This window comes from Pseudomonas oryzicola (genome assembly GCF_014269185.2).
Classification (GTDB): domain Bacteria; phylum Pseudomonadota; class Gammaproteobacteria; order Pseudomonadales; family Pseudomonadaceae; genus Aquipseudomonas; species Aquipseudomonas oryzicola.
The window spans coordinates 462,242-482,910 of sequence record NZ_JABWRZ020000001.1 but is presented as its reverse complement, the minus strand read 5'-3'; the positions used below and the strand labels follow the sequence as shown (position 1 = coordinate 482,910).

At 63.8% G+C, this 20,669-nt stretch carries 20 protein-coding genes; 12 read left to right on the top strand and 8 right to left on the bottom strand.

The features are described from left to right. Window positions 1-54: 54 nt before the first annotated feature. Together HU760_RS02265 and HU760_RS02260 are read right to left on the bottom strand one after the other, a co-directional pair. Window positions 55-909: a sulfurtransferase gene (locus tag HU760_RS02265; protein WP_186672136.1), complete on the bottom strand. Its 855-nt coding sequence runs from the start codon at window positions 907-909 to the stop codon at window positions 55-57. Window positions 910-943: 34 nt separating this feature from the next. Continuing rightward, window positions 944-1,609: a TetR/AcrR family transcriptional regulator gene (locus HU760_RS02260; protein WP_186672967.1), complete on the bottom strand. Its 666-nt coding sequence runs from the start codon at window positions 1,607-1,609 to the stop codon at window positions 944-946. A gap of 150 nt (window positions 1,610-1,759) precedes the next feature. Here HU760_RS02260 and HU760_RS02255 point away from each other — a divergent pair, with 150 nt between their 5' ends. The 5 genes from HU760_RS02255 to HU760_RS02235 all read left to right on the top strand — a co-directional run bounded on the left by HU760_RS02255 (window position 1,760) and on the right by HU760_RS02235 (window position 6,253). Continuing rightward, on the top strand, window positions 1,760-3,190 hold the full coding sequence (locus HU760_RS02255) for a coniferyl aldehyde dehydrogenase (protein ID WP_186672134.1): 1,431 nt from the start codon (window positions 1,760-1,762) through the stop codon (window positions 3,188-3,190). 10 nt (window positions 3,191-3,200) lie between these two features. Further along, window positions 3,201-3,686: a twin-arginine translocation pathway signal protein gene (locus HU760_RS02250; RefSeq protein ID WP_186672132.1), complete on the top strand. Its 486-nt coding sequence runs from the start codon at window positions 3,201-3,203 to the stop codon at window positions 3,684-3,686. Between the two features lie 18 nt (window positions 3,687-3,704). After that, on the top strand, window positions 3,705-5,303 hold the full coding sequence (locus tag HU760_RS02245) for a GMC family oxidoreductase (protein ID WP_186672131.1): 1,599 nt from the start codon (window positions 3,705-3,707) through the stop codon (window positions 5,301-5,303). Between the two features lie 111 nt (window positions 5,304-5,414). Continuing rightward, window positions 5,415-5,894, top strand: a complete 480-nt coding sequence (gene coaD / locus HU760_RS02240) for a pantetheine-phosphate adenylyltransferase (RefSeq protein WP_170033443.1) — start codon at window positions 5,415-5,417, stop codon at window positions 5,892-5,894. Window positions 5,895-6,001: 107 nt separating this feature from the next. After that, window positions 6,002-6,253: a YfhL family 4Fe-4S dicluster ferredoxin gene (locus tag HU760_RS02235; protein ID WP_013974644.1), complete on the top strand. Its 252-nt coding sequence runs from the start codon at window positions 6,002-6,004 to the stop codon at window positions 6,251-6,253. A gap of 31 nt (window positions 6,254-6,284) precedes the next feature. Here HU760_RS02235 and mutM read toward each other — a convergent pair whose 3' ends face one another. Together mutM and HU760_RS02225 are read right to left on the bottom strand one after the other, a co-directional pair. Next, entirely contained in the window at window positions 6,285-7,097 is an 813-nt protein-coding gene (gene mutM / locus HU760_RS02230) for a bifunctional DNA-formamidopyrimidine glycosylase/DNA-(apurinic or apyrimidinic site) lyase (protein ID WP_186672129.1), read from the bottom strand. 3 nt (window positions 7,098-7,100) lie between these two features. Then, entirely contained in the window at window positions 7,101-7,919 is an 819-nt protein-coding gene (locus HU760_RS02225; protein WP_186672965.1) for an HDOD domain-containing protein, read from the bottom strand. Between the two features lie 190 nt (window positions 7,920-8,109). Between HU760_RS02225 and HU760_RS02220 the strand changes: the two genes are divergently transcribed. The 3 genes from HU760_RS02220 to ilvD all read left to right on the top strand — a co-directional run bounded on the left by HU760_RS02220 (window position 8,110) and on the right by ilvD (window position 12,201). After that, on the top strand, window positions 8,110-8,649 hold the full coding sequence (locus HU760_RS02220; RefSeq protein WP_186672127.1) for a type 1 glutamine amidotransferase domain-containing protein: 540 nt from the start codon (window positions 8,110-8,112) through the stop codon (window positions 8,647-8,649). A 166-nt stretch (window positions 8,650-8,815) separates the two neighbouring features. Then, window positions 8,816-10,012, top strand: a complete 1,197-nt coding sequence (locus HU760_RS02215) for a class I SAM-dependent rRNA methyltransferase (RefSeq protein WP_186672125.1) — start codon at window positions 8,816-8,818, stop codon at window positions 10,010-10,012. A 347-nt stretch (window positions 10,013-10,359) separates the two neighbouring features. Continuing rightward, complete coding sequence (gene ilvD, locus HU760_RS02210) at window positions 10,360-12,201, top strand: dihydroxy-acid dehydratase (protein WP_186672123.1); 1,842 nt, start codon at window positions 10,360-10,362, stop codon at window positions 12,199-12,201. A 67-nt stretch (window positions 12,202-12,268) separates the two neighbouring features. Here ilvD and HU760_RS02205 read toward each other — a convergent pair whose 3' ends face one another. Then, window positions 12,269-13,123 carry a LysR family transcriptional regulator gene (locus HU760_RS02205; RefSeq protein WP_186672122.1) on the bottom strand — a complete coding sequence of 285 codons (855 nt, stop codon included), beginning with the start codon at window positions 13,121-13,123 and terminating at the stop codon, window positions 12,269-12,271. A gap of 139 nt (window positions 13,124-13,262) precedes the next feature. On the opposite strand from HU760_RS02205, the gene HU760_RS02200 reads away from it, so the two are divergent. Further along, window positions 13,263-13,931, top strand: coding sequence for an FMN-dependent NADH-azoreductase (locus HU760_RS02200; RefSeq protein ID WP_186672120.1), 669 nt, complete (start codon window positions 13,263-13,265; stop codon window positions 13,929-13,931). Window positions 13,932-13,940: 9 nt separating this feature from the next. On the opposite strand, the gene HU760_RS02195 is transcribed toward HU760_RS02200, so the two are convergent. Next, entirely contained in the window at window positions 13,941-14,996 is a 1,056-nt protein-coding gene (locus HU760_RS02195) for an HAD family hydrolase (protein ID WP_186672116.1), read from the bottom strand. Window positions 14,997-15,239: 243 nt separating this feature from the next. On the opposite strand from HU760_RS02195, the gene HU760_RS02190 reads away from it, so the two are divergent. Then, on the top strand, window positions 15,240-16,631 hold the full coding sequence (locus tag HU760_RS02190) for an L-cystine transporter (RefSeq protein WP_186672114.1): 1,392 nt from the start codon (window positions 15,240-15,242) through the stop codon (window positions 16,629-16,631). A 34-nt stretch (window positions 16,632-16,665) separates the two neighbouring features. On the opposite strand, the gene HU760_RS02185 is transcribed toward HU760_RS02190, so the two are convergent. After that, complete coding sequence (locus HU760_RS02185; RefSeq protein WP_186672113.1) at window positions 16,666-17,181, bottom strand: dihydrofolate reductase; 516 nt, start codon at window positions 17,179-17,181, stop codon at window positions 16,666-16,668. A gap of 54 nt (window positions 17,182-17,235) precedes the next feature. On the opposite strand from HU760_RS02185, the gene HU760_RS02180 reads away from it, so the two are divergent. Both HU760_RS02180 and HU760_RS02175 read left to right on the top strand, forming a co-directional pair. Beyond that, a complete protein-coding gene (locus HU760_RS02180; protein ID WP_186672111.1) occupies window positions 17,236-18,627 on the top strand; it encodes a DUF2868 domain-containing protein in 1,392 nt (463 codons plus the stop codon). Beyond that, window positions 18,620-19,984 carry a GTPase/DUF3482 domain-containing protein gene (locus HU760_RS02175; RefSeq protein ID WP_186672109.1) on the top strand — a complete coding sequence of 455 codons (1,365 nt, stop codon included), beginning with the start codon at window positions 18,620-18,622 and terminating at the stop codon, window positions 19,982-19,984. Before HU760_RS02180 ends, HU760_RS02175 begins: the two co-directional genes overlap by 8 nt. An 84-nt stretch (window positions 19,985-20,068) precedes the next feature. Here HU760_RS02175 and HU760_RS02170 read toward each other — a convergent pair whose 3' ends face one another. Next, on the bottom strand, window positions 20,069-20,617 hold the full coding sequence (locus HU760_RS02170; protein WP_186672107.1) for a phosphonate degradation HD-domain oxygenase: 549 nt from the start codon (window positions 20,615-20,617) through the stop codon (window positions 20,069-20,071). Between the last annotated feature and the right edge of the window lie 52 nt (window positions 20,618-20,669).

Below are 20,669 nucleotides of genomic sequence, written 5' to 3'. Positions count from 1 at the left end.
CAAGCCGTGGCGCAGCTGTGAAACCCGGCTTGCCGGCGATGAGGCTGGGCCTGCTTACTCGCCAGTTGCTACCCCATGCGCCGGGTCATTGATCCACTCGCTCCAGGACCCGGCATACAGCTTGCCCAGCGGGTACCCTGCCAGGGCCAGGGCAAACAGGTTGTGACAGGCGGTCACGCCTGACCCGCAATAGGCGACCAACTGCTCCGGTGCACGCCCTGCCAGCTTTTCGGCAAAGCGCTGCCGGAGCTGCTCCGCCGGCAGGAAGCACCCGTCATCTCCCAGGTTGTCGGCGAACGCTGCGCACTGGGCGCCAGGGATATGCCCCGCCACTGGGTCGATCGGCTCCACTTCCCCACGAAACCGCGGCAAGGCACGCGCATCGAGCAAAGTCAGGTCATCTGCACCCAGGCGCTTGGCCAAATGCCCGGCATCGATCAGCAGCTTGGCGTCCGGCTCACCTGCGAAGGTGCCTTCCCGCTTGGCTGGCGGGTCCAGGCTCAGCGGCAGGTGTGCCGCATGCCAGGCCTTCAGCCCGCCGTCGAGGATTGCCACATCGCTGCGCTTGCCCAGCCAGGCCAGCAGCCACCACGCTCGGGCGGCATAGGCGCCGGGGCCGTCGTCGTACAGCACCACCTCGCTGTCATTGTCCAGGCCCCACTCGCGCAGGCGCTCGACCAGCCGGCGCGCATCCGGCAATGGGTGGCGCCCGGTGCGCCCTTTGCTCACCGGCCCGCTCAGGTCACGCTCCAGGTCGGCAAAATGCGCCCCGGCAATATGCCCCTGGGCATAGCTGCGTTGGCCATAGTCCACATCCTCCAGAGCAAAGCGGCAGTCGAGTATCACCAATTTGGGCGAGCCCAGACGCTCGGCCAACTGCTGCGGGGTGATCAATTGCGCAAGGGGCATGACAATCTCCTGATCGATGGCGCTAGGGCCCCAGCTACTGCTCCAGGGCCTGGTTGAACGGTACATGGAATTCCTCGCACAGGGCCTCCACGGCACTGCGGGCATTATCGGTGACGAAGCCAAGCTCAAGCACCAGTACCTGGTAGACGCCGCGCTTGAAGGCTTCTTCTCCCAGATGCGCGGAATGTTCCCGCGTGGTACTGAGAAAACGTACCCAGGACGTCAGCACGATCCAGGCATTGATGGTCAGCGATTCGATCTGCGCTGGCGCCATGGCCAGGATGCCCGCCTCGACAAAGCCACGGTATATCGCCTGGCCCTGGCGCAGGCAGCGCTCGGAAAAGCGCCGGTAACGGGCGGCCAGCTCCGGGTCACTGTCCAGCAGGTGTTCCAGGTCGCGGTGCAGGAAGCGGTAGTTCCACATCGCTGCCAGCAGGGCCTTGAGGTAGAAGCGCTTGTCCTCAACGGTCGCTGCACGGCCTTGCGGTGGGCGCAGGAAGCTGTCCACCAGTTCCTCATATTGGCTGAATAACAGGGCGATGATCGCCTGCTTGTTGGGGAAGTGGTAGTACAGGTTGCCGGGCGAGATTTCCATGTGCGCGGCAATGTGATTGGTGCTGACGCTGCGTTCACCCTGCTGGTTGAACAACTCCAGGCTGTTCTGCACGATGCGCTCTCGGGTCTTCATGCGCGGCGCCATGCTCGGCTCCCAGTCTGCGGGCTTCATCAAAAAGGTCATCTTACGGCGTATTGATGGGGGAGTGCACCGCTCGAAAGCGCGAAAAAAGTCCACCATCGGCCGAATTAGAGTATAGGCTCTAGGAATTTCCCGCCCGGACTCGACGCAGCCATGAACACGCCTAGCGCCCTGCCTCTTGTGCAATCCGACATCGACCTGGCGGCAATGTTCGCTGCCCAGCGCCGCGCCTTTGCCGGCAACCCGTTGCCACCTGCGGCGCAGCGGCGGCAATGGCTGAGAAGCCTGCGGGAGGCCTTGCTGGCCGGCCAGGCGGAGTTGATTGATGCCATCAGCCAGGATTTTGAAGGACGCAGCGCTGACGAGACCTTGCTGGCCGAACTGCTGCCTTCCGTGCAAGGCCTGCGCCATGCCGAAAAGCACCTGCAACGCTGGATGCGCCCCAGCCGGCGCCGGGTCAGCCTGGCCTTCCAGCCGGCCCGCGCGCACGTGCGTTACCAACCCTTGGGTGTGGTCGGTATCATCGTGCCATGGAATTACCCGCTGCTCCTGGCCATCGGCCCGCTAACCTGCGCCCTGGCAGCTGGCAACCGGGTCATGCTCAAGCTCAGCGAAGCCACACCGGCCACGGGCGTGGCGCTAAGACAGCTGCTGGAACGTGTGTTCCCCAGCGACCTGGTCAGCGTAGTGCTCGGCGAAGTCGAGGTAGGCCAGGCCTTTGCTCGCGTGCCTTTCGACCACCTGCTGTTCACCGGTGCCAGCAGTGTCGGGCGTCAGGTGATGCTGGCTGCAGCGCACAACCTGACCCCGGTCACTCTGGAATTGGGCGGCAAGTCGCCGGCGATTGTCTCGGCTGATGTACCGCTGGACAGCGCCGCCGAGCGCATCGCCTTCGGCAAGACGCTGAACGCTGGCCAGACCTGCGTCGCCCCCGACTACGTGCTGGTGCCGCGCGAGCGGCTGCAAGCCTTCAGCGATGCCTACCAGCGAGCCGTGCGCCGGTTGTACCCGCGCATTTCCGACAACCCCGACTACACCGCAATCATCAACCCGTCGCAGCTGCAGCGGTTGCAGCGCCTGCTGGACGATGCCCGCACCAAAGGCGCGCAGGTGCTCGACCTGTACCCCGACGAAGCGCGCCAGGGCCGGCGCCTGCCACCACACCTGTTGCTGGGGGTAGATGACAACATGCAGGTAATGCAGGACGAGATCTTCGGCCCCCTGCTGCCGCTGGTGCCTTATGACAACCTGGAGCAGGCGCTGGCCTACATCAACCAACGGCCACGTCCATTGGCGCTGTACTACTTCGGCTATGACCGCGCTGGCCAGGAGCAGGTACTGCACCACACCCATTCCGGCGGTGTGTGCCTGAACGACACCCTGCTTCACGTCGCCCAGGACGACCTGCCGTTCGGCGGCATCGGGCCTTCGGGCATGGGCCATTACCATGGCCGTGACGGCTTCATGACCTTCAGCAAGGCCAAGGCGGTGCTGGCCAAGCAACGCCTCAACACCGCGCGGCTGATCTACCCGCCTTATGGCAAGGCCTTGCAGCGCCTGGTGTTCAAGCTGTTCATTCGCTGAGGCCCAGCCCATGCACCGCCGCGAACTGTTGCGTTTCAGCCTGGGTGCCAGCCTCGTGCTGGCCGGTACCAGCCTGGTCGGTTGCCGTGCACAAACCGCCGCGACTGGCTACGAAATCCTGCGCGACGATGACCTGCCGCTACTGAGCGCACTGATCCCGGTGGTACTGGCCGGCACGCAAGCCACCGAAACACTGGTGCTGCACAGTCTCGACCACAAGCTGTCGGCGTTGTCGCCAGAAATGCTCAAGCTCACCCGGCAACTGTTCGACGTACTCAGCCTGCCGCTCACCCGCGGCCCCCTGACGGGTGTCTGGGGCGCGTGGGAACAAGCCAGCCCCGCGCAAGTCGTTGCCTTCCTGCAGCGTTGGCAGGACAGCTCACTGAACCTGCTGCGCATGGGTCACGCATCGCTGCTGCGGCTGCTGCAGATGGCCTGGTACGAACGCCCTGAATCCTGGGCTGCCTGCGGCTACCCAGGCCCACCGAAGATCTGAAAACGAAGAGCAGCGCAGATGCCTGTACCTGACCCGTTTCGCCAAGGCCTGGAGCGTGGCTGGATTACCCACGACGCCTCGCGCCTGGAGCACGACCTTGGCCTGGAAGCCGATGTTGCCGTGATCGGCAGTGGTGCAGGTGGTGCCACCAGCGCGCAGATGCTCAGCGCCGCCGGCTTCAAGGTGCTGCTGATCGAAGAAGGTCCGTTGAAGACCAGCAGCGATTTCCATCTGCTGGAAAACGAAGCCTACGCCAGCCTGTACCAGGAAGGCCTGGGCCGCATGAGCAAGGATGGCGCCATTACCATCCTCCAGGGCCGGGCCGTGGGCGGCACCACGCTGGTCAACTGGACCTCGAGCTTTCGCACCCCGCCCCAGACCTTGGCGCACTGGGCGTCAGCGCACAACGTGAGCGGCCTGGACGAAGCGCAGATGCGCCCCTGGTTCGAACGCATCGAACAGGAGCTGGGCATCAGCCCCTGGGCACTGCCGCAGAATGCCAACAATGACGTGCTGCGTCGTGGCTGCGAGCAGCTGGGCTACCGCTGGGCGGTGATCCCGCGCAACGTGCGCGGCTGCTGGAACCTGGGCTATTGCGGCATGGGTTGCCCGGTGAATGCCAAGCAGTCGATGCTCGTGACCCGCATTCCCGCCACCCTCGAGCGAGGCGGCGAGCTGCTCTATCTGGCCCGGGCCGAGCGTTTCGAGCACAACTGCGAACGCATCCTCGGCCTGACCTGCCAGGCTCTGGACAGCCAGGGCATACACCCAACAGGCCGCTTGGTGCGCATTCGCGCACGTCACTACGTTGTTGCCGGTGGCGGCATCAACAGCCCGGCGCTGCTGCTGCGGTCCGCCGCGCCCGACCCGCACGGCCGCCTGGGCAAACGGACCTTCCTGCACCTGGTGAACTTCAGCGCGGCACGCTTCAACGAGCGTATCGACCCCTATTACGGCGCCCCGCAATCCATCTACAGCGACCACTTCCAATGGCAAGGCGGCATCGACGGCCCGATTGGCTACAAGCTGGAGGTACCGCCGTTGCACCCGGCCCTGGCCAGCACCCTGCTGGGCGGATACGGCGAGGAAAATGCCCGACGCATGGCCGAGCTGCCACATACCCACGTGATGCTGGCGCTACTGCGTGATGGCTTTCATCCGCAAAGCCAGGGTGGAACCGTGGAGCTGCGCGGCGATGGCTCACCGGTGCTCGACTATCCGCTCACCGACTACCTGTACGACGGTTTGCGCCGCGCCTACCGCAGCATGGCGCAAATCCAGTTCGCCGCCGGCGCCACCCAGGTCACCCCCGTGCACAGCGATGCCAGTGCCGCATCCAGCCTGCAGCGGGCCTTGGCCATGATCGACAGCTTGCGCCTGGAGCCGTTCCGCACGCGCCTGGGCAGCGCCCACGTGATGGGCGGTTGTGCCATGGGGGAAGACCCGCGCCAGGCGGTATGCGACAGCCTGGGCCGCCATCACCAGCTGGAAAACCTGTCGATTCACGACGGTTCGCTGTTCCCCACCAGCATCGGCGCCAACCCGCAACTGTCGGTGTATGCCATCAGCGCCAGGCTCAGCGAGGCCCTGGTTGCCCGCCTGGCACACAGCGCATGACAATGAACGCGGCCCCTGTCTATAGTGCCATCAGCCGGCCGCATGACTTGGCCGGGCGCAGTCGCTGCGCTACCATCCGACTCCCCAACGCACTCCAGCCAGGATGACGCGATGAACCGAGTGTTGTACCCGGGTACTTTCGACCCCATTACCAAAGGCCATGGCGATCTGGTCGAACGCGCCTCGCGGCTGTTCGACCACGTGATCATCGCCGTGGCGGCCAGCCCCAAGAAAAACCCGCTGTTCCCGCTGGAACAACGGGTGGAGCTCGCCCGTGAGGTCACCAAGCACCTGCCCAATGTCGAAGTCATCGGCTTCTCCTCGCTGCTGGCACATTTCGCCAAGGAACAAGGCGCGAACGTGTTCCTGCGCGGCCTGCGGGCGGTATCCGACTTCGAGTACGAATTCCAGCTGGCGAACATGAACCGGCAATTGGCCCCTGATGTGGAAAGCCTGTTCCTCACGCCTTCGGAGCGTTATTCGTTCATTTCCTCGACCCTGGTCCGGGAAATCGCCGCATTGGGTGGTGATATCAGCAAGTTCGTCCACCCGGTGGTGGCCGACGCGCTGACCGAACGCTTCCGGAAGTAAGCCAGACAGCTGATTGTCGCGCCCGCGTGCACTGCGGGCGCGAATGCGGCACAATTGTGCCCACTGCGTTGAACATGCCCGGGCGCTGAGCCCCGGCCGGAGTCCCCATGTCCCTGATCATCACCGACGATTGCATCAACTGCGACGTCTGCGAACCCGAGTGCCCGAACGAGGCCATCTCCCAAGGCGAAGAGATCTACGTGATCGACCCTAACCTATGCACCCAGTGCGTGGGGCATTACGACGAGCCGCAATGCCAGCAGGTCTGCCCGGTCGACTGCATCCCGCTGGATGAAGCGCACCCGGAAACCGAAGAAGAACTGATGGCCAAGTATCGCCGGATTACCGGCAAGGCCTGAACCCTCAGGCCTACAGGTACAGCGAAACGCTTCAGCGCTGGCAATGCGGGCAATACACGCTGGCCCGCTGCCCCAGCTTGACCTCGCGCAATAGCGTGCCGCACACCTTGCACGGCTGCCCGCCCCGCCCGTACACGAACAATTCCTGCTGGAAGTACCCCGGCTGACCATCACCGCCGATGAAGTCGCGCAGGGTGGTACCGCCCTGCTCGATCGCCGCCGCCAGCACCCGCTTGATCTCGATGCTCAGTTTCAGGTAGCGCGCCCGTGAAATCCCGCCTGCTGCGCGGCGTGGGTCGATACCGGCAGCAAACAGGGCCTCGGTGGCGTAGATGTTGCCCACCCCCACCACCACGGCGTTATCCATGATGAACGGCTTGACCGCCATCGAACGCCCGCGGGACAACTGGAACAACCGCTCGCCGTCGAACAGGTCGGTCAACGGCTCCGGGCCCAGGCGCAGCAGCAGTTCGTGGTTGAGCGGGTCCTGGCTCCACAGCATCGCGCCAAAGCGGCGCGGATCGGTGTAGCGCAGCATCAGCCCAGATTCCAGTTCGATGTCGACGTGCTCGTGCTTGGCTGCCGGCAAGCCCAGTTCGACCAGGCGCAGGTTGCCCGACATGCCCAGATGGCTGATCAGGGTACCGACCTCGGCGTTGATCAGCAGGTATTTGGCGCGCCGCTCGACACTGACGATGCGCTGCCCCGACAGGCGTACATCCAGGTCTTCGGGTATCGGCCAGCGCAGGCGCCGGTCACGCACCACCACCCGGCTGACGCGCTGGCCCACCAGGTGCGGCGCGATACCGCGGCGGGTAGTTTCTACTTCGGGTAATTCCGGCATGTGTCAGTGCCCGCCCAACTCGCGAATGTTCTGCTTGAGGTTTTCGAAATCGTATTCCGACAAGCCGATGTAATCGAGCACCAGCGGGCCGACCGCACGCCACTCGTGGTCCACCGACTGGTTGCCCAGCACCCGGTAGGAGGCGCAGATATGCTCGGCCATCTTCAGCACCGCCAGCAGGTTCTTCAGCTGGCTCTGGGTGTTGCGCGAGCTTTCGTCGCGGAACACCGCCAGGGCATTGTGGTGGTTGGCGATGGTCGCGCTGAGGTGTTCGGGCAGCCGCCAGGACTTGGCGGTGAAATAGCCGACCACCGAATGGTTGGTGTTGAAAGCACGGTTTTCCGTGTCGACAATCCGGGTTTCCTCATCGGCCGTGGCATAGGCCTGCTCCAGCACCTCCATGTAATCCGGGAAGCGCTTGAGCATCAGCGGCACGCCACAGTCATGGAACAGGCCGAGGGTGTAGGCCTCGTCCGCAGGCTGGATGCCGGTACGCTTGGCCAGGGTCAGGCAGGTCATCGCCACATCCTGGGCGGTATCCCAGAAGCGGTTGAGGGTGACGATGGTCTCGTCGCTCATTTCGCCTTTGATCGACTGGGCGTTGATCAGGTTGATGATCGAACGGCTGCCCAGCAGGTTCACCGCGCGCTGGATCGAACCGATCTTGTTGGAAAGGCCGAAATGCGGGGAGTTGACCAGCTTGAGCAAGGCACCCGAGAGGCCCGGGTCCTGGGAGATCAGCTTGGCGATGGTTTCCAGGTCCGGGTCGGGCATGTACTGCTCGAACTGCAGGTCGACCATGATCTGCGGTTGCGGCGGGATGGTGATGCCTTGCAAGGCTTGCTCGATCTGTTCGGCGCTGAGTTCTTGGGACATGCGTGCATACTCGTTCGGGACGGGCGATTCTAACCCTCCAGACCGGCACGGGACCAACCACTGAATCGTAACGCCGGAACTTTACGTGAGTGGCACGGGCCTCCTTTTCACATACATCGCAAAAGGAGCAAGGCTCATGAGTGCGGAACTGAATGGCAAGCGCGTGGCCTTTCTGGTCACCGATGGCTTCGAGCAGGTGGAACTGACCGGGCCCCGCGAAGCCCTTGAGCAGAGCGGCGCGGTAGTGGATATCCTCAGCGACAAGGAAGGCAGTGTACGGGGTTGGAACCATGACCGGCCCGCGGATGAATTCGCCGTGGATGCTACCTTCGAAGGCGCCCACCTGGACCTCTACGATGCCCTGGTACTGCCCGGTGGTGTGCAAAATTCTGACACGATTCGGCTCATCCCCGCCGCGCAGAAACTGGTGAAAAGTCACGACTCGGCCGGGAGGCCGCTGGCAGTCATCTGCCACGGCGGCTGGTTGCTGGTGTCGAGCGGGCTGGTCAAGGGCAAGCGGATGACCAGCTACATGACCCTGCAGGACGACATCCGCAATGCCGGGGGAGAGTGGGTGGATGAAGAAGTGGTGGTCGATGGCAACCTGATCAGCAGCCGCAAGCCCGATGACATTCCGGCGTTCAGCCAGCAATTGATCAAGGCACTCGCGGCCTGATTGCCTCTAAGGCACGCCAGCACCCACAGGCAAAGCACAGGCCTCTGAGCCGTTGCAGCCCGCGTCGGAGCTGGCTTGCCGACAATGAGGCCCGCAGTTTGTCGAGCTTGGCACCGACAGATAGGCAGACAGGCTATAATCCCGCTCTTTTTCCCGGAGCGACGTCATGTCCCTGCCCAGCCTTCGCCTCAAAGCCAATGCCGACCGCCGCCTGCGCGCCGGCCATCTGTGGGTCTACAGCAACGAAGTCGACGTCACCACGACCCCGTTGCAAGGCTTCCAGGCCGGCCAGCAGGCCGTTCTCGAGGCGGCCAACGGCAAGCCGCTGGGTATCGTTGCACTGAGCCCGAACAACCTGATCTGTGCCCGCCTGCTGTCGCGCGATGCCAAGCTGCCGCTGGACAAGTCGCTGCTGGTACACCGCCTGAACGTGGCCCTGTCGCTGCGCCAGCGCCTGTTCGAGCAACCGTGCTACCGCCTGGTCTACGGCGACTCCGACTTGCTGCCAGGCCTGGTGGTCGACCGCTTCTTCGACATCCTCGTGGTGCAATTGGCCTCGGCCACCATGGAAGCCCACAAGGACGACGTGATTGCAGCCCTGGTGCAGGTGCTCAAGCCAAGCGGCATCCTGTTCAAGAACGACTCCTCCGCGCGTGACGCCGAAGGCCTGCAGCGTTATGTCGAGACCGTCTACGGCGAAGTGCCGGACTGGGTACCGCTGGAAGAGAACGGCGTCAGGTTCGAAGCCCCGGTGCGTGAAGGGCAGAAGACCGGCTGGTTCTATGACCATCGCATGAATCGTGCGCGCCTGGCACCTTACGTCAAAGGCAAGCGCGTGCTCGATCTGTTCAGCTACATCGGTGGCTGGGGCGTGCAGGCCGGTGCCTTCGGCGCCAGCGAAGTGTTCTGCGTCGATGCCTCGGGCTTCGCCCTGGATGGCGTGGAGCGCAACGCCGCGCTGAACGGCATCAGCGAGAAACTGACCTGCATCGAAGGCGATGTGTTCGAGGCCCTGCGCGAGCTCAAGGCCGCCGAAGAGCGCTTTGACGTGATCATTGCCGACCCACCCGCCTTCATCAAGCGCAAGAAAGACCTGAAAAACGGTGAAGCAGCCTATCGTCGCCTGAACGAACAGGCCATGCGCATGCTGACCAAGGACGGCATCCTGGTCAGTGCCTCGTGCTCGATGCACCTGCCCGAGGACGACCTGCACAACATCCTGCTGACCAGCGCCCGCCACCTCGACCGCAACCTGCAGTTGCTCGAACGCGGCGGCCAGGGCCCGGACCACCCGGTGCACCCGGCTATCGCCGAAACCCGCTACATCAAGAGCATCACCTGCCGGTTGCTGCCCAACAGCTGACCACAACACAAACGCGCCCCTGAGGGAGCGGATTCACGCGCGAAGACGGCAGCAGCCCTGCCACCGCATTCGCGGGTAAAGCCGCTCCCTCAGGGCAGGGCAATCCCCCTCGCTGATCGCGAAACGGCCAACTATCCACATCTCCATTCCCTCATCGCCTCAGCGGTGTAGAATCGGCCTATTCATCGCCAGTCATCCCCGGCGGGTTTATGAGCTCTGCCCAAGCACGCGGCGATCCCGCGCGGTCTTCGGCCCCATCCGTGCCAGTGGCAACCGGCCTGCGGTACAAAGGACAAGAGAAGCTCACTCCCCTTTTTGTGACCTGATTAAGCCGCCAGGAGTGTTTCATGCCTGATTACCGTTCAAAGACTTCCACCCAAGGCCGCAACATGGCCGGCGCCCGTGCCCTGTGGCGCGCCACCGGGATGAAGGACGAAGACTTCAAGAAACCGATCATCGCCATCGCCAACTCGTTCACCCAGTTCGTCCCGGGCCACGTGCACCTGAAGGACCTGGGCCAGCTGGTCGCCCGCGAGATCGAACGCGCCGGTGGCGTGGCCAAGGAGTTCAACACCATTGCGGTCGATGACGGCATCGCCATGGGCCACGACGGCATGCTGTACTCGCTGCCAAGCCGCGAGATAATCGCCGATGCCGTGGAATACATGGTCAATGCCCACTGTGCCGATGCCATCGTGTGCATCTCCAACTGCGACAAGATCACCCCCGGCATGCTGATGGCCGCACTGCGCCTGAACATCCCGGTGATCTTCGTTTCCGGCGGCCCGATGGAAGCTGGCAAGACCAAGCTGGCCAGCCATGGCCTGGACCTGGTCGACGCCATGGTCATCGCCGCCGACAGTTCGGCCTCCGATGAAAAAGTCGCCGAATACGAGCGCAGCGCCTGCCCGACCTGCGGCTCCTGCTCCGGCATGTTCACCGCCAACTCGATGAACTGCCTGACCGAAGCCCTGGGCCTGGCCCTGCCGGGCAACGGCTCGACCCTGGCCACCCACGCCGACCGCGAGCAGCTGTTCCTCACTGCCGGCCGCACCATCGTCGAGCTGTGCAAGCGTTACTATGGCGAAAACGACGAGTCGGTACTGCCGCGCAACATCGCCAACTTCAAGGCGTTCGAGAACGCCATGATGCTCGACATCGCCATGGGCGGCTCGACCAACACCATCCTGCACCTGCTGGCCGCAGCCCAGGAAGCCGAGGTGGCGTTCGACCTGCGCGACATCGACCGCCTGTCGCGCAAAGTACCGCAGCTGTGCAAGGTGGCGCCGAACATCCAGAAGTACCACATGGAAGACGTGCACCGCGCCGGCGGCATCTTCAGCATCCTCGGCTCGCTGGCCCGTGGCGGCCTGCTGCACACCGACCTGCCGACCGTGCACAGCCGCAGCATGGAAGAAGCCATCGCCAAGTGGGACATCACCCAGACCGATGACGAAGCCGTGCACACCTTCTTCAAGGCAGGCCCTGCCGGCATCCCGACCCAGACCGCGTTCAGCCAGTCGACCCGTTGGCCGAGCCTGGACCTGGACCGCGCCGAAGGCTGCATCCGCAGCGTCGAGCATGCCTACTCGCAGGAAGGCGGCCTGGCCGTGCTGTACGGCAACATCGCGCTGGATGGCTGCGTGGTAAAAACCGCCGGTGTCGACGAATCGATCCTGGTGTTCGAAGGCACCGCGAAGATCTTCGAGAGCCAGGACAGCGCCGTACGCGGCATCCTCGCCGACGAAGTGAAGGCCGGCGACATCGTGATCATCCGCTACGAGGGGCCGAAAGGCGGCCCAGGCATGCAAGAGATGCTGTACCCGACCTCGTACCTGAAGTCCAAAGGCCTGGGCAAGGCCTGCGCCCTGCTCACCGACGGCCGCTTCTCGGGCGGTACCTCGGGCCTGTCGATCGGCCACGCTTCGCCGGAAGCCGCTGCTGGCGGTGCCATCGGCCTGGTGCGCGACGGCGACAAGATACTGATCGACATCCCCAACCGTTCGATCAACCTGCAAGTCAGCGACGAAGAGCTGGCCCAGCGCCGCGTCGAGCAGGACAAGAAGGGCTGGAAGCCTGCCGAAGTGCGCCCACGCAAGGTGACCACCGCGCTGAAGGCCTATGCCCTGCTGGCGACCAGTGCCGACAAGGGTGCTGTGCGTAACAAGGCAATGCTGGAAGGGCTGTAAGGCTACCTGGCAGTTGAAAAGCCGGCGCCTGGTGCGCCGGTTTTTTTGGCCAGCGGGAACTGCCGAATCAAAGCGCCGCTCTCGAAGCACATTGACGCAATTGCGCCAGCAGCAAGGCAACCGGGCGCTTGGGCTTTGCCGTCGACGTCAGAATGGACTGCGCTTGCGGAAGAGGGGGCAGCGTTGGCTCTTCCTGCAAACCTGCAGCCAGTGCAGTTGACCGGGTGACTGGCGTAATACCCAGACCACCATTGACGGCAGTTATCAGCCCCCCGGCACTTGGGCTCTGACAAACGATCCGCCATTGTCGCCCCGCACGTGCCAAGGCTGCGATAGCGGCAGCACGATAGGGGCATTGATCGGAGAACACCGCCAAGGGTATCGGGGTGCCTGCATCTTCGATCGTCAGCGCAACCGGCCCTCTCGCCCAGATCAGCGGCTCGGACCACAGCAGTTCGCCACGTTCTTCATCACCACAGCGGCTCCCCAACACGATATCGAGCCCACCCGATTGTAAAAGTGCAAGCAGCTCGCCGGTCAGGCCGACTTTGAGGGAGATTTCCACATCGGGATGTGCCGCCGAGAAGCGACGCAAACAGTCGATGATGGGCGCTTTCACCATCTCCTCGCTCAACCCGACAAGTACCATGCCTGACACCCGACGGCCGACACCAAGACTCGCGCGAGCATCATCATGCAGCGCCAGGATGGTACGGGCATAGCCTGCCAGGCGCGTACCGGCTGGCGTCAGGCTGACCGAACGGGTCGTGCGCTCCAGCAGTCTATGCCCGGCGTCACTTTCCAGCCGTCTGATGTGAGCGCTGATTGCCGATTGCGTCAGGTGCAGCCTCTGCGCAGCACGCGTGAAACCACCACAGTCGGCAACGGCAATAAAGCTGCGCAAAAGCACAATATCGAACACGGATTAATCACCTATCTCACTCAATGTGCGAAGCATACGTGATTTCCATAACCGATCGAACTTAATCAGACTTTGCGCCAGACACCTGTGCAGTCGTACTGCCGGGGGATTGTCACCCACACTGCCAAGGAGAAGCCCGATGGTTGAACGTATCTTGTATGTTTGCGCATCACCGCGCGCAGAGCGGTCCGTTTCCACACAGATTGCCGAAGTGTTTCTCACAGCATTAGCGGAACGCAAAACCGTGGAAATTGACCGCCTTGACCCTTGGGAATACGAACTTCCCGAAGTGGATGGCGCGTTACTCTCGGCAAAGTATGCAAGGCTTACCGACGCCCCACTGTCTACCGCTCAGGCCGCGGCATGGACGCAGATCGAAGCACTCGCCGAACGGTTCCACCAGGCTCATACCTTGGTATTCAGCGTACCGCTATGGAATTTCGGCATCCCATACAAGCTCAAGCATCTGATCGACGCAATTTCGCACAAAGGCGTCTTGTTCACCTTCGATGAACACGGGTTGAACGGCATGCTGGGCGGACGTCGGGCTGTTGCAATCTACTCTCGCGGACTAGGCTATGGCCCTGACTCACAAACACCCGACCAAGGCTTTGGCCTGGAAAAGCCCTTCATCGATACGTGGTTTCGCTTTGTCGGGATAAACCAGGTGCACAGTGTCGTCGTCGAGCAGACGCTTGGCCCTGTCGGGGCCAGCGTCCGCGCAGCCGCCATCGAAGCAGCGACCTTGCTGGCGCAGAACATTGACCAGGAAGCGGCCCGGACCATCATCGTGGGCCGCAACGGCTGATAAGCCCCGTTACTGGATCTGCTCCGGCGTCACGATCACCCAGTTCTTGTCCGCCGTCACCGGCAAGCCTTCCTTGGCCTGTGCCGCGGCATTCTTGGCAATCATCCCGTTCAGTTGGTCCATGTACTTGGCTTTGCGGTTGATCCACAGGTGGATGCCGCCCTTGTCCACATCCACGCCATGGAATTGCATGTAGCCGTCGCTGGTTGGCGTATCACCGCCCACCAGTACCGGCTTCTTCCACTCATCGATATAGGTCAGGATGGCCGCGTGCTTGCCGGCCATCCAGGTGGCCGGGGTCCACAGGTACGGGGTCAGCTCCAGCCCGGCGTTGGCCTTGGCATCGTAGTGCCCGGCAGAGATCTGCTTGCGAGCGGTGGTCAGCTGGCCGCTGGCGCGGTCCTTCAGCAGCAGGCTCACACCAATCACGTTCTGTGGCTTCACGTTGTAGCCATATTTGGGGTCGGACGCGACCATGCGCACCAGCTCCTCGGACGCCGCGGAAATCACATAGACCTCGATACCGTTCTCCATAAGCTTGTTGTACAGCTCCGTCTGCCCCTTGAAGACCTTGGGCGGCTGCACCTCGATGGTCTTGACCTGGTCGCCTTCGTAGTAGGTGCTGGGGATCGGCTTGCCGGAGGCCATCATTTCATCCACCTGCACCTTCAGCTCCTGCAGCGTGAAGCCCGAAAATACCTGGGCTACCCATGGGTAACAGACCATGTCGTCGACTTCACACAGCCGGTAGTAATAACTGAACAGGCTTTCCTTGTGGTCGGCGGTGTCCTTGAACGGCATCAGCTTCAACGAGGGGTCGAGCTTGTCGCGGGTCAGCAGGCCTTTGTTTTCCATGAATGGCAGCAAGGCCTCTTCAAGGTCATAGCGGTAGCTGGTGTTATCCATGTCGAACACCGCGTAGTTACCCTTGTTGGCATTGGCGGCAATCAGGGTGTCGAGTTGCTTGGCAGCCTCGGCCGGCCAGTGCTTGAGCTCGGTGGCAAAGGTTTCGATACTGAACAGCAGGGACAGGGCGACAGCGACAGCTTTCGGAACAGATTTCATGTGCGAATCTCCTGAAATGACCCCGGAACGCTAGAGCAACCACGGTCGTCGACGGCCTTTCATAACGACCCCCATGCAGCTGCAAACGCCGCGTTCATTGCAATCCGCGACATGGCGTTATTCCATAAACGACTATGCACATTCCATTTGCGTATAAATTCGTTTGTTTTCAGGCTGTTAGCATTTCCGTTCGCAATCGCTCACAGAGGCGATGCCTCTTTTGCCTTTTCCGCTGGAGCTTCAATGAACCTGCCGCTGTCCCTTAATCTGCTGGTGTTCCTGGCCCTGTTGCTGGGCCTGGCACAAACCCGCCGCACCGACTGGAGCCTGGCCAGGAAAGTCCTCCTGGGCCTGGTGCTGGGCGTGGTTTTCGGGCTGGCCCTGCACACGCTGTATGGCGCCGGCCACCCAGTGCTCAAGGCCACCATCAGCTGGCTTGACCTGGTCGGCAACGGCTATGTCGGCCTGTTGCAGATGATCGTCATGCCGCTGATCTTCGCCTCGATCCTCAGTGCCGTGGCGCGCCTGCACAATGCCTCGTCGCTGGGCCGCATCAGCGTGCTGAGCATCGGTACCTTGCTGCTGACCACCGCCGTCGCCGCATTGATCGGCATCGTCCTGACCAACCTGTTCGGCCTCAGCGCCGAAGGCCTGGTGGCTGGCGCCCAGGAAAGCGCACGCATGCAGGTCATCCACAGCGACTATGCCGGCAAGGTCGCCGACCTCAACCTCCCGCAACTGCTGCTGTCGTTCATCCCCAGCAACCCGGTGGCTGACCTGGCGCGGGCCAAACCGACCTCGATCATCAGCGTGGTGATCTTTGCCGTATTCCTCGGTCTGGCCGCGTTGCAGCTGATCAAGGACGATGCCGAGAAAGGCCAGCGTGTGCTGTTGGCCGTCGACACCCTGCAGGCCTGGGTGATGCGCCTGGTGCGGGTAGTGATGAAGCTGACCCCGTATGGCGTGCTGGCGTTGATGGCCAAGGTGGTAGCCAGCTCGAACCTGCAAGACATCGTCAAGCTGGGCAGCTTCGTGGTGGTATCGTACCTGGGCCTGGGGCTGATGTTCGTGGTGCACGGCGTTATCCTCGCCGCCACCGGTGTGAACCCGCTGCGCTTCTTGCGCAAGGTGTGGCCGGTGCTGACCTTCGCCTTCACCAGCCGCTCCAGCGCCGCCAGTATTCCGCTGAACATCGAAGCGCAAACCCGCCGCCTGGGCGTGCCGCAGTCGATTGCCAGCTTCAGCGCATCGTTCGGCACCACCATCGGCCAGAACGGCTGTGCCGGTCTCTACCCTGCCATGTTGGCGGTGATGGTGGCGCCTGCAGTGGGCATCGATACCTTCGACCCGCTGTGGATCGCCACCCTGGTGGCCATCGTCACCCTGAGTTCGGCAGGGGTTGCCGGCGTAGGTGGCGGGGCGACGTTCGCCGCACTGATCGTGCTGCCGGCCATGGGCTTGCCGGTGGAACTGGTGGCGTTGCTGATTTCGGTAGAGCCGCTGATCGACATGGGCCGGACGGCGTTGAACGTGAATGGTTCGATGACCGCGGGGGTGGTGACCAGCCAGCTGTTGAAAGAGACCGACAAGCAAGTGCTGGCTGGCGATGAACATGCCGAGCTGAGCCACACCTGACGGATTGCCGGGGCTGCTTTGCAGCCCCAAAGTCTCAAACCCTGTCCCAAACCTCAAAGTGATACGCAGGCTTACCTTGCTCAGCCTGCGCCTCGCTCGACACCAGCTTCCACTGCCTCGGATCGAACTCCGGGAACCACGCATCCCCTTGCGGTGCCAATTCGACCCGTGTCAGGTACATTCGGCTGACCAGCCCCTTCTCCAGGGCCTGCGCATACAGCTGCGCCCCACCAATCAGCATCAGCTCATCGACACCTTTCTCACGCGCCCACTGCTCGGCCCGCACCAGGGCCTGCTCCAGCGAGCCAAATACCTCGGCACCCGCCAGCGCCAGGCCTGCCTGGCGGCTGACCACGATGTTCAACCGCCCGGGCAATGGCCGCCCCAGGGAGTCCCAGGTCTTGCGCCCCATGATGATCGGCTTGCCCAGGGTGGTGGCCTTGAAGTACTTGAAATCCCCCGGCAAATGCCAGGGCATGGAGTTGTCGATGCCGATCACGCGGTTTTCGGCGTGCGCCGCGATCAGGCTGAGGGGGAGTGATGTATTCATGCCAGCGAGGATAGCATCGGGTGTGTGGGTTATGCTTCTGCCCTGACCTGTGCAATGGAAGACCTTGTGACTGCTCCGACTTCCCTGGACAAGCGCTGGCTCACCGAAGCGGTACGCCTGCGCGAGGAACATGCCGGCCCCCTGGAGGACCAGGAAGCCAACCGCCACGCCCGCCAGGCAGGTGGTGACCTGGCGACCCGCCTTGAAAACCGCGCGCTGTTCCTGGCTGAACGCGACGGCATGAGCATCGCCCTGCGCCACTGGAAACAGGGTGCACGCCTGGCGCTGCTGGCCTTGCTGATAATGGCCATGCTCAGCGGCGCGGGGCTGGCCTTGGCGGCCCTCGGTGATGGGCAACGCCCGGTAAATGTGTTCTGGGCATTGGGCAGCCTGCTCGGGCTTGACCTGCTGATGCTGCTGGGCTGGGCCATCGGCTTTGCCGCCAGTGGCGAATATGGCACCGGGCTGGGCCGCCTGTGGCTGTGGTTGAGCGAACGCTTTGCCCGCGACGCCAAGGCCGCGCACCTGGCCCCCGCCCTGCTGGTGCTGCTGCAGCGCCAGCGCCTGGGCCGCTGGTTGCTTGGCCTGCTGGTGCACGGCCTGTGGTTGCTGGCGATGATCAGTGCGCTGGGCATGCTGCTGGCCTTGCTGGCCACCCGACGCTATGGCTTTGTCTGGGAAACCACCCTGCTCGCGGCCGACCCGTTCATCCACCTCACCCAGGCTCTGGGCGCCCTGCCTTCGTTGCTGGGCTTCGCCGTGCCCGACGAGGCCATGATCCGTGCCAGTGGTGACACCCTGCCGGGCCTGGACCTGGCACGCCAAGCCTGGGCCAGCTGGCTGCTCGGCGTGGTGCTGGTTTATGGCCTGCTGCCGCGCCTGCTGCTGGCCGGCTTGTGCCTGTGGCGCTGGCGCCAGGGCCGTGGGCGCCTGGCGCTGGACCTCAGCCTGCCCGGCTACGCGCAACTGAGTGAAGCGCTGATGCCGCGCAGCGAACGCATCGGCGTACAGGATGCCGCCCCCGAAGCCTTGCCGCAGTTTGCCGCCGGCCAGCTGGAAAGCGGCAGTAGCGGCGCGCTGCTGGTCGGCCTGGAACTGGACGACCAGCGTCCCTGGCCGCCCGCATTGCCGAAAAGCGTGACCGATGCTGGCGTGCTCGACAGCCGTGAATCGCGTAACCGGCTGCTGGAGCAACTCAGCCGCTTCCCCCCGGCACGCCTGGCCATTGCCTGCGACCCACGCCGCTCGCCCGACCGTGGCAGCCTGGCGTTGCTCGCCGAACTGGCACGCAATGCCGGCGCTACCCGCATCTGGCTGCTTCAGGCGGCACCGGGCCTGGCCGTGGACGCGCAGCGCCTGGGGGACTGGCACGAAGCCCTCGACCGGCTTGGCTTGCCACATGCCGATACCTCGCCACTGACCTGGCTGGAGCATGGCCATGACTGAGCCGCTGAAACTGGCCGTGGTCGGCCACACCAACGTCGGCAAGACCTCGCTGCTGCGCACCCTGACCCGTGATGTCGGCTTCGGCGAGGTGTCCCACCGCCCCAGCACCACCCGCCATGTGGAAGGGGCGCGGCTGTCGGTGGACGGTGAGCCCCTGCTGGAGCTGTACGACACCCCGGGCCTGGAAGACGCCATCGCCCTGCTCGACTACCTCGAACGCCTGGACCGCCCGGGCGAGCGCCTGGACGGCCCGGCCCGTCTGGAGCGTTTTCTGCAGGGCAGCGAAGCGCGCCAGCGTTTCGAGCAGGAGGCCAAGGTGCTGCGCCAGCTGCTGGCCAGCAATGCCGGCCTGTATGTGATCGATGCCCGCGAACCGGTACTGGCCAAGTACCGTGACGAGCTGGAGGTACTGGCCAGCTGCGGCAAGCCGCTGCTACCCGTGCTCAACTTCGTCGCCAGCGACTCGCATCGTGAGCCGCAATGGCGTGAAGCCCTTGCCCGCCTTGGCCTGCACGCATTGGTGCGGTTCGACAGCGTGGCCCCGCCAGAGGATGGTGAACGCCGGTTGTACGAAAGCCTGGCGCTGCTGCTGGAAAACGCCCGCCCGGCGCTGCAGCGGTTGATCGACGACCAGCAGGCGCAGCGCCTGGCACGCCGGCACAGCGGCAAGCGCCTGATCGCCGAGCTGCTGCTGGACTGCGCCGCCTGCCGGCGCAGTGTCGAGGCCGAGCCTGCGGCCGAGGCCCGGGCCATCGCGGCGTTGCGGCAAGAGGTGCGCCAGCGCGAACAGCGCTGTGTCGAAGCGTTGCTCAAGCAGTATGCCTTCCGCCGCGAGGATGCCCATGCCAGCGACCTGCCGTTGCTGGATGGCCGCTGGGGCGACGACCTGTTCAATCCGGAAACCTTGAAGCTGCTTGGCGTGCGCCTGGGCAGCGGTGTGGCGGCCGGTGCTGCGGCCGGTGCCGGGGTCGACTTGCTGGTGGGCGGCCTTACCCTCGGCGCGGCGGCACTGGCCGGGGCGATTGCCGGAGGCGCGCTGCAGACCGCTCGCAACTATGGGGCGCGCCTGATCGGCAAGTTGAAAGGCAAGCGTGAGTTGACCGTGGACGATACCGTGTTGCGCTTGCTGGCCCTGCGTCAGCAGCAGTTGCTGGTCGCACTGGAGAATCGCGGGCACGCAGCGCAGGACAGCATTCGCCTGGAAGCACTGGATGAGAAGACCTGGCGCGAGGGCAAGTTGCCGGAGGCACTGGTGAAGGCGCGGGCGCATCCGCAGTGGTCCACCTTGAATCCTGGGGCGAAGCTGAACCAGGCGGAGCGGCAGGAGCAACTGGAGGCGCTGGTTTCGCAGATTTGAGCCTGCAGGCCCGGCCTCATCGCCGGCAAGCCGTGCAGGGAGCCTGGCTTGCCGGCGATCGGGCCAGTGCTGGCCAGCAGTATTTCAGAGTAGAGCCAGCGCCTTCTGCTTCAGCTCATCCAGGTCGAGCAGCGCAATGTCGACCTCTTTGGCTCGCTCATCCCAATCCCGCATCCGCAAGCTCACCTCGAACAGCGGGTCACGTTCGAACGCATCCGCCTCGGCCGCGTTCATCACCCCGCCTTGGTATTCCAGTGTGCGCCGGCTCGCCTCACTCAACCGCTGGAAATACCCCGGCTGACGCAAAGTCAGGTAGCGCTTGGCCTCCACGTGGTTCTGCACCAGCCGCGCCATGCGCTCGCCAAAGCCACAGCGGCGCAGGTACTCGGCGCCGATGCGTTCATGGCTGACCACGCCATAGCCGCCCATGCTGGCGTCACCGCCACACAGGTGGCCGATATCGTGGAAGAACGCCGCCAGCACCACCTCATCGTCAAAACCCTCGGCCATGGCCAGTTGCGCGGCCTGGGACATATGCTCGAGCTGGGTGATCGCCTCGCCGATGTAATCGTCATTGCCGTGGCGCTGGTACAGGGCAAAGATGCTGTCGATGATCTGGGTCGGGGTGGGCATAACAGCCTTCTCCTGGCGTGATTGTGCTGCTGGATGCTTCGCGGGCGAGCCC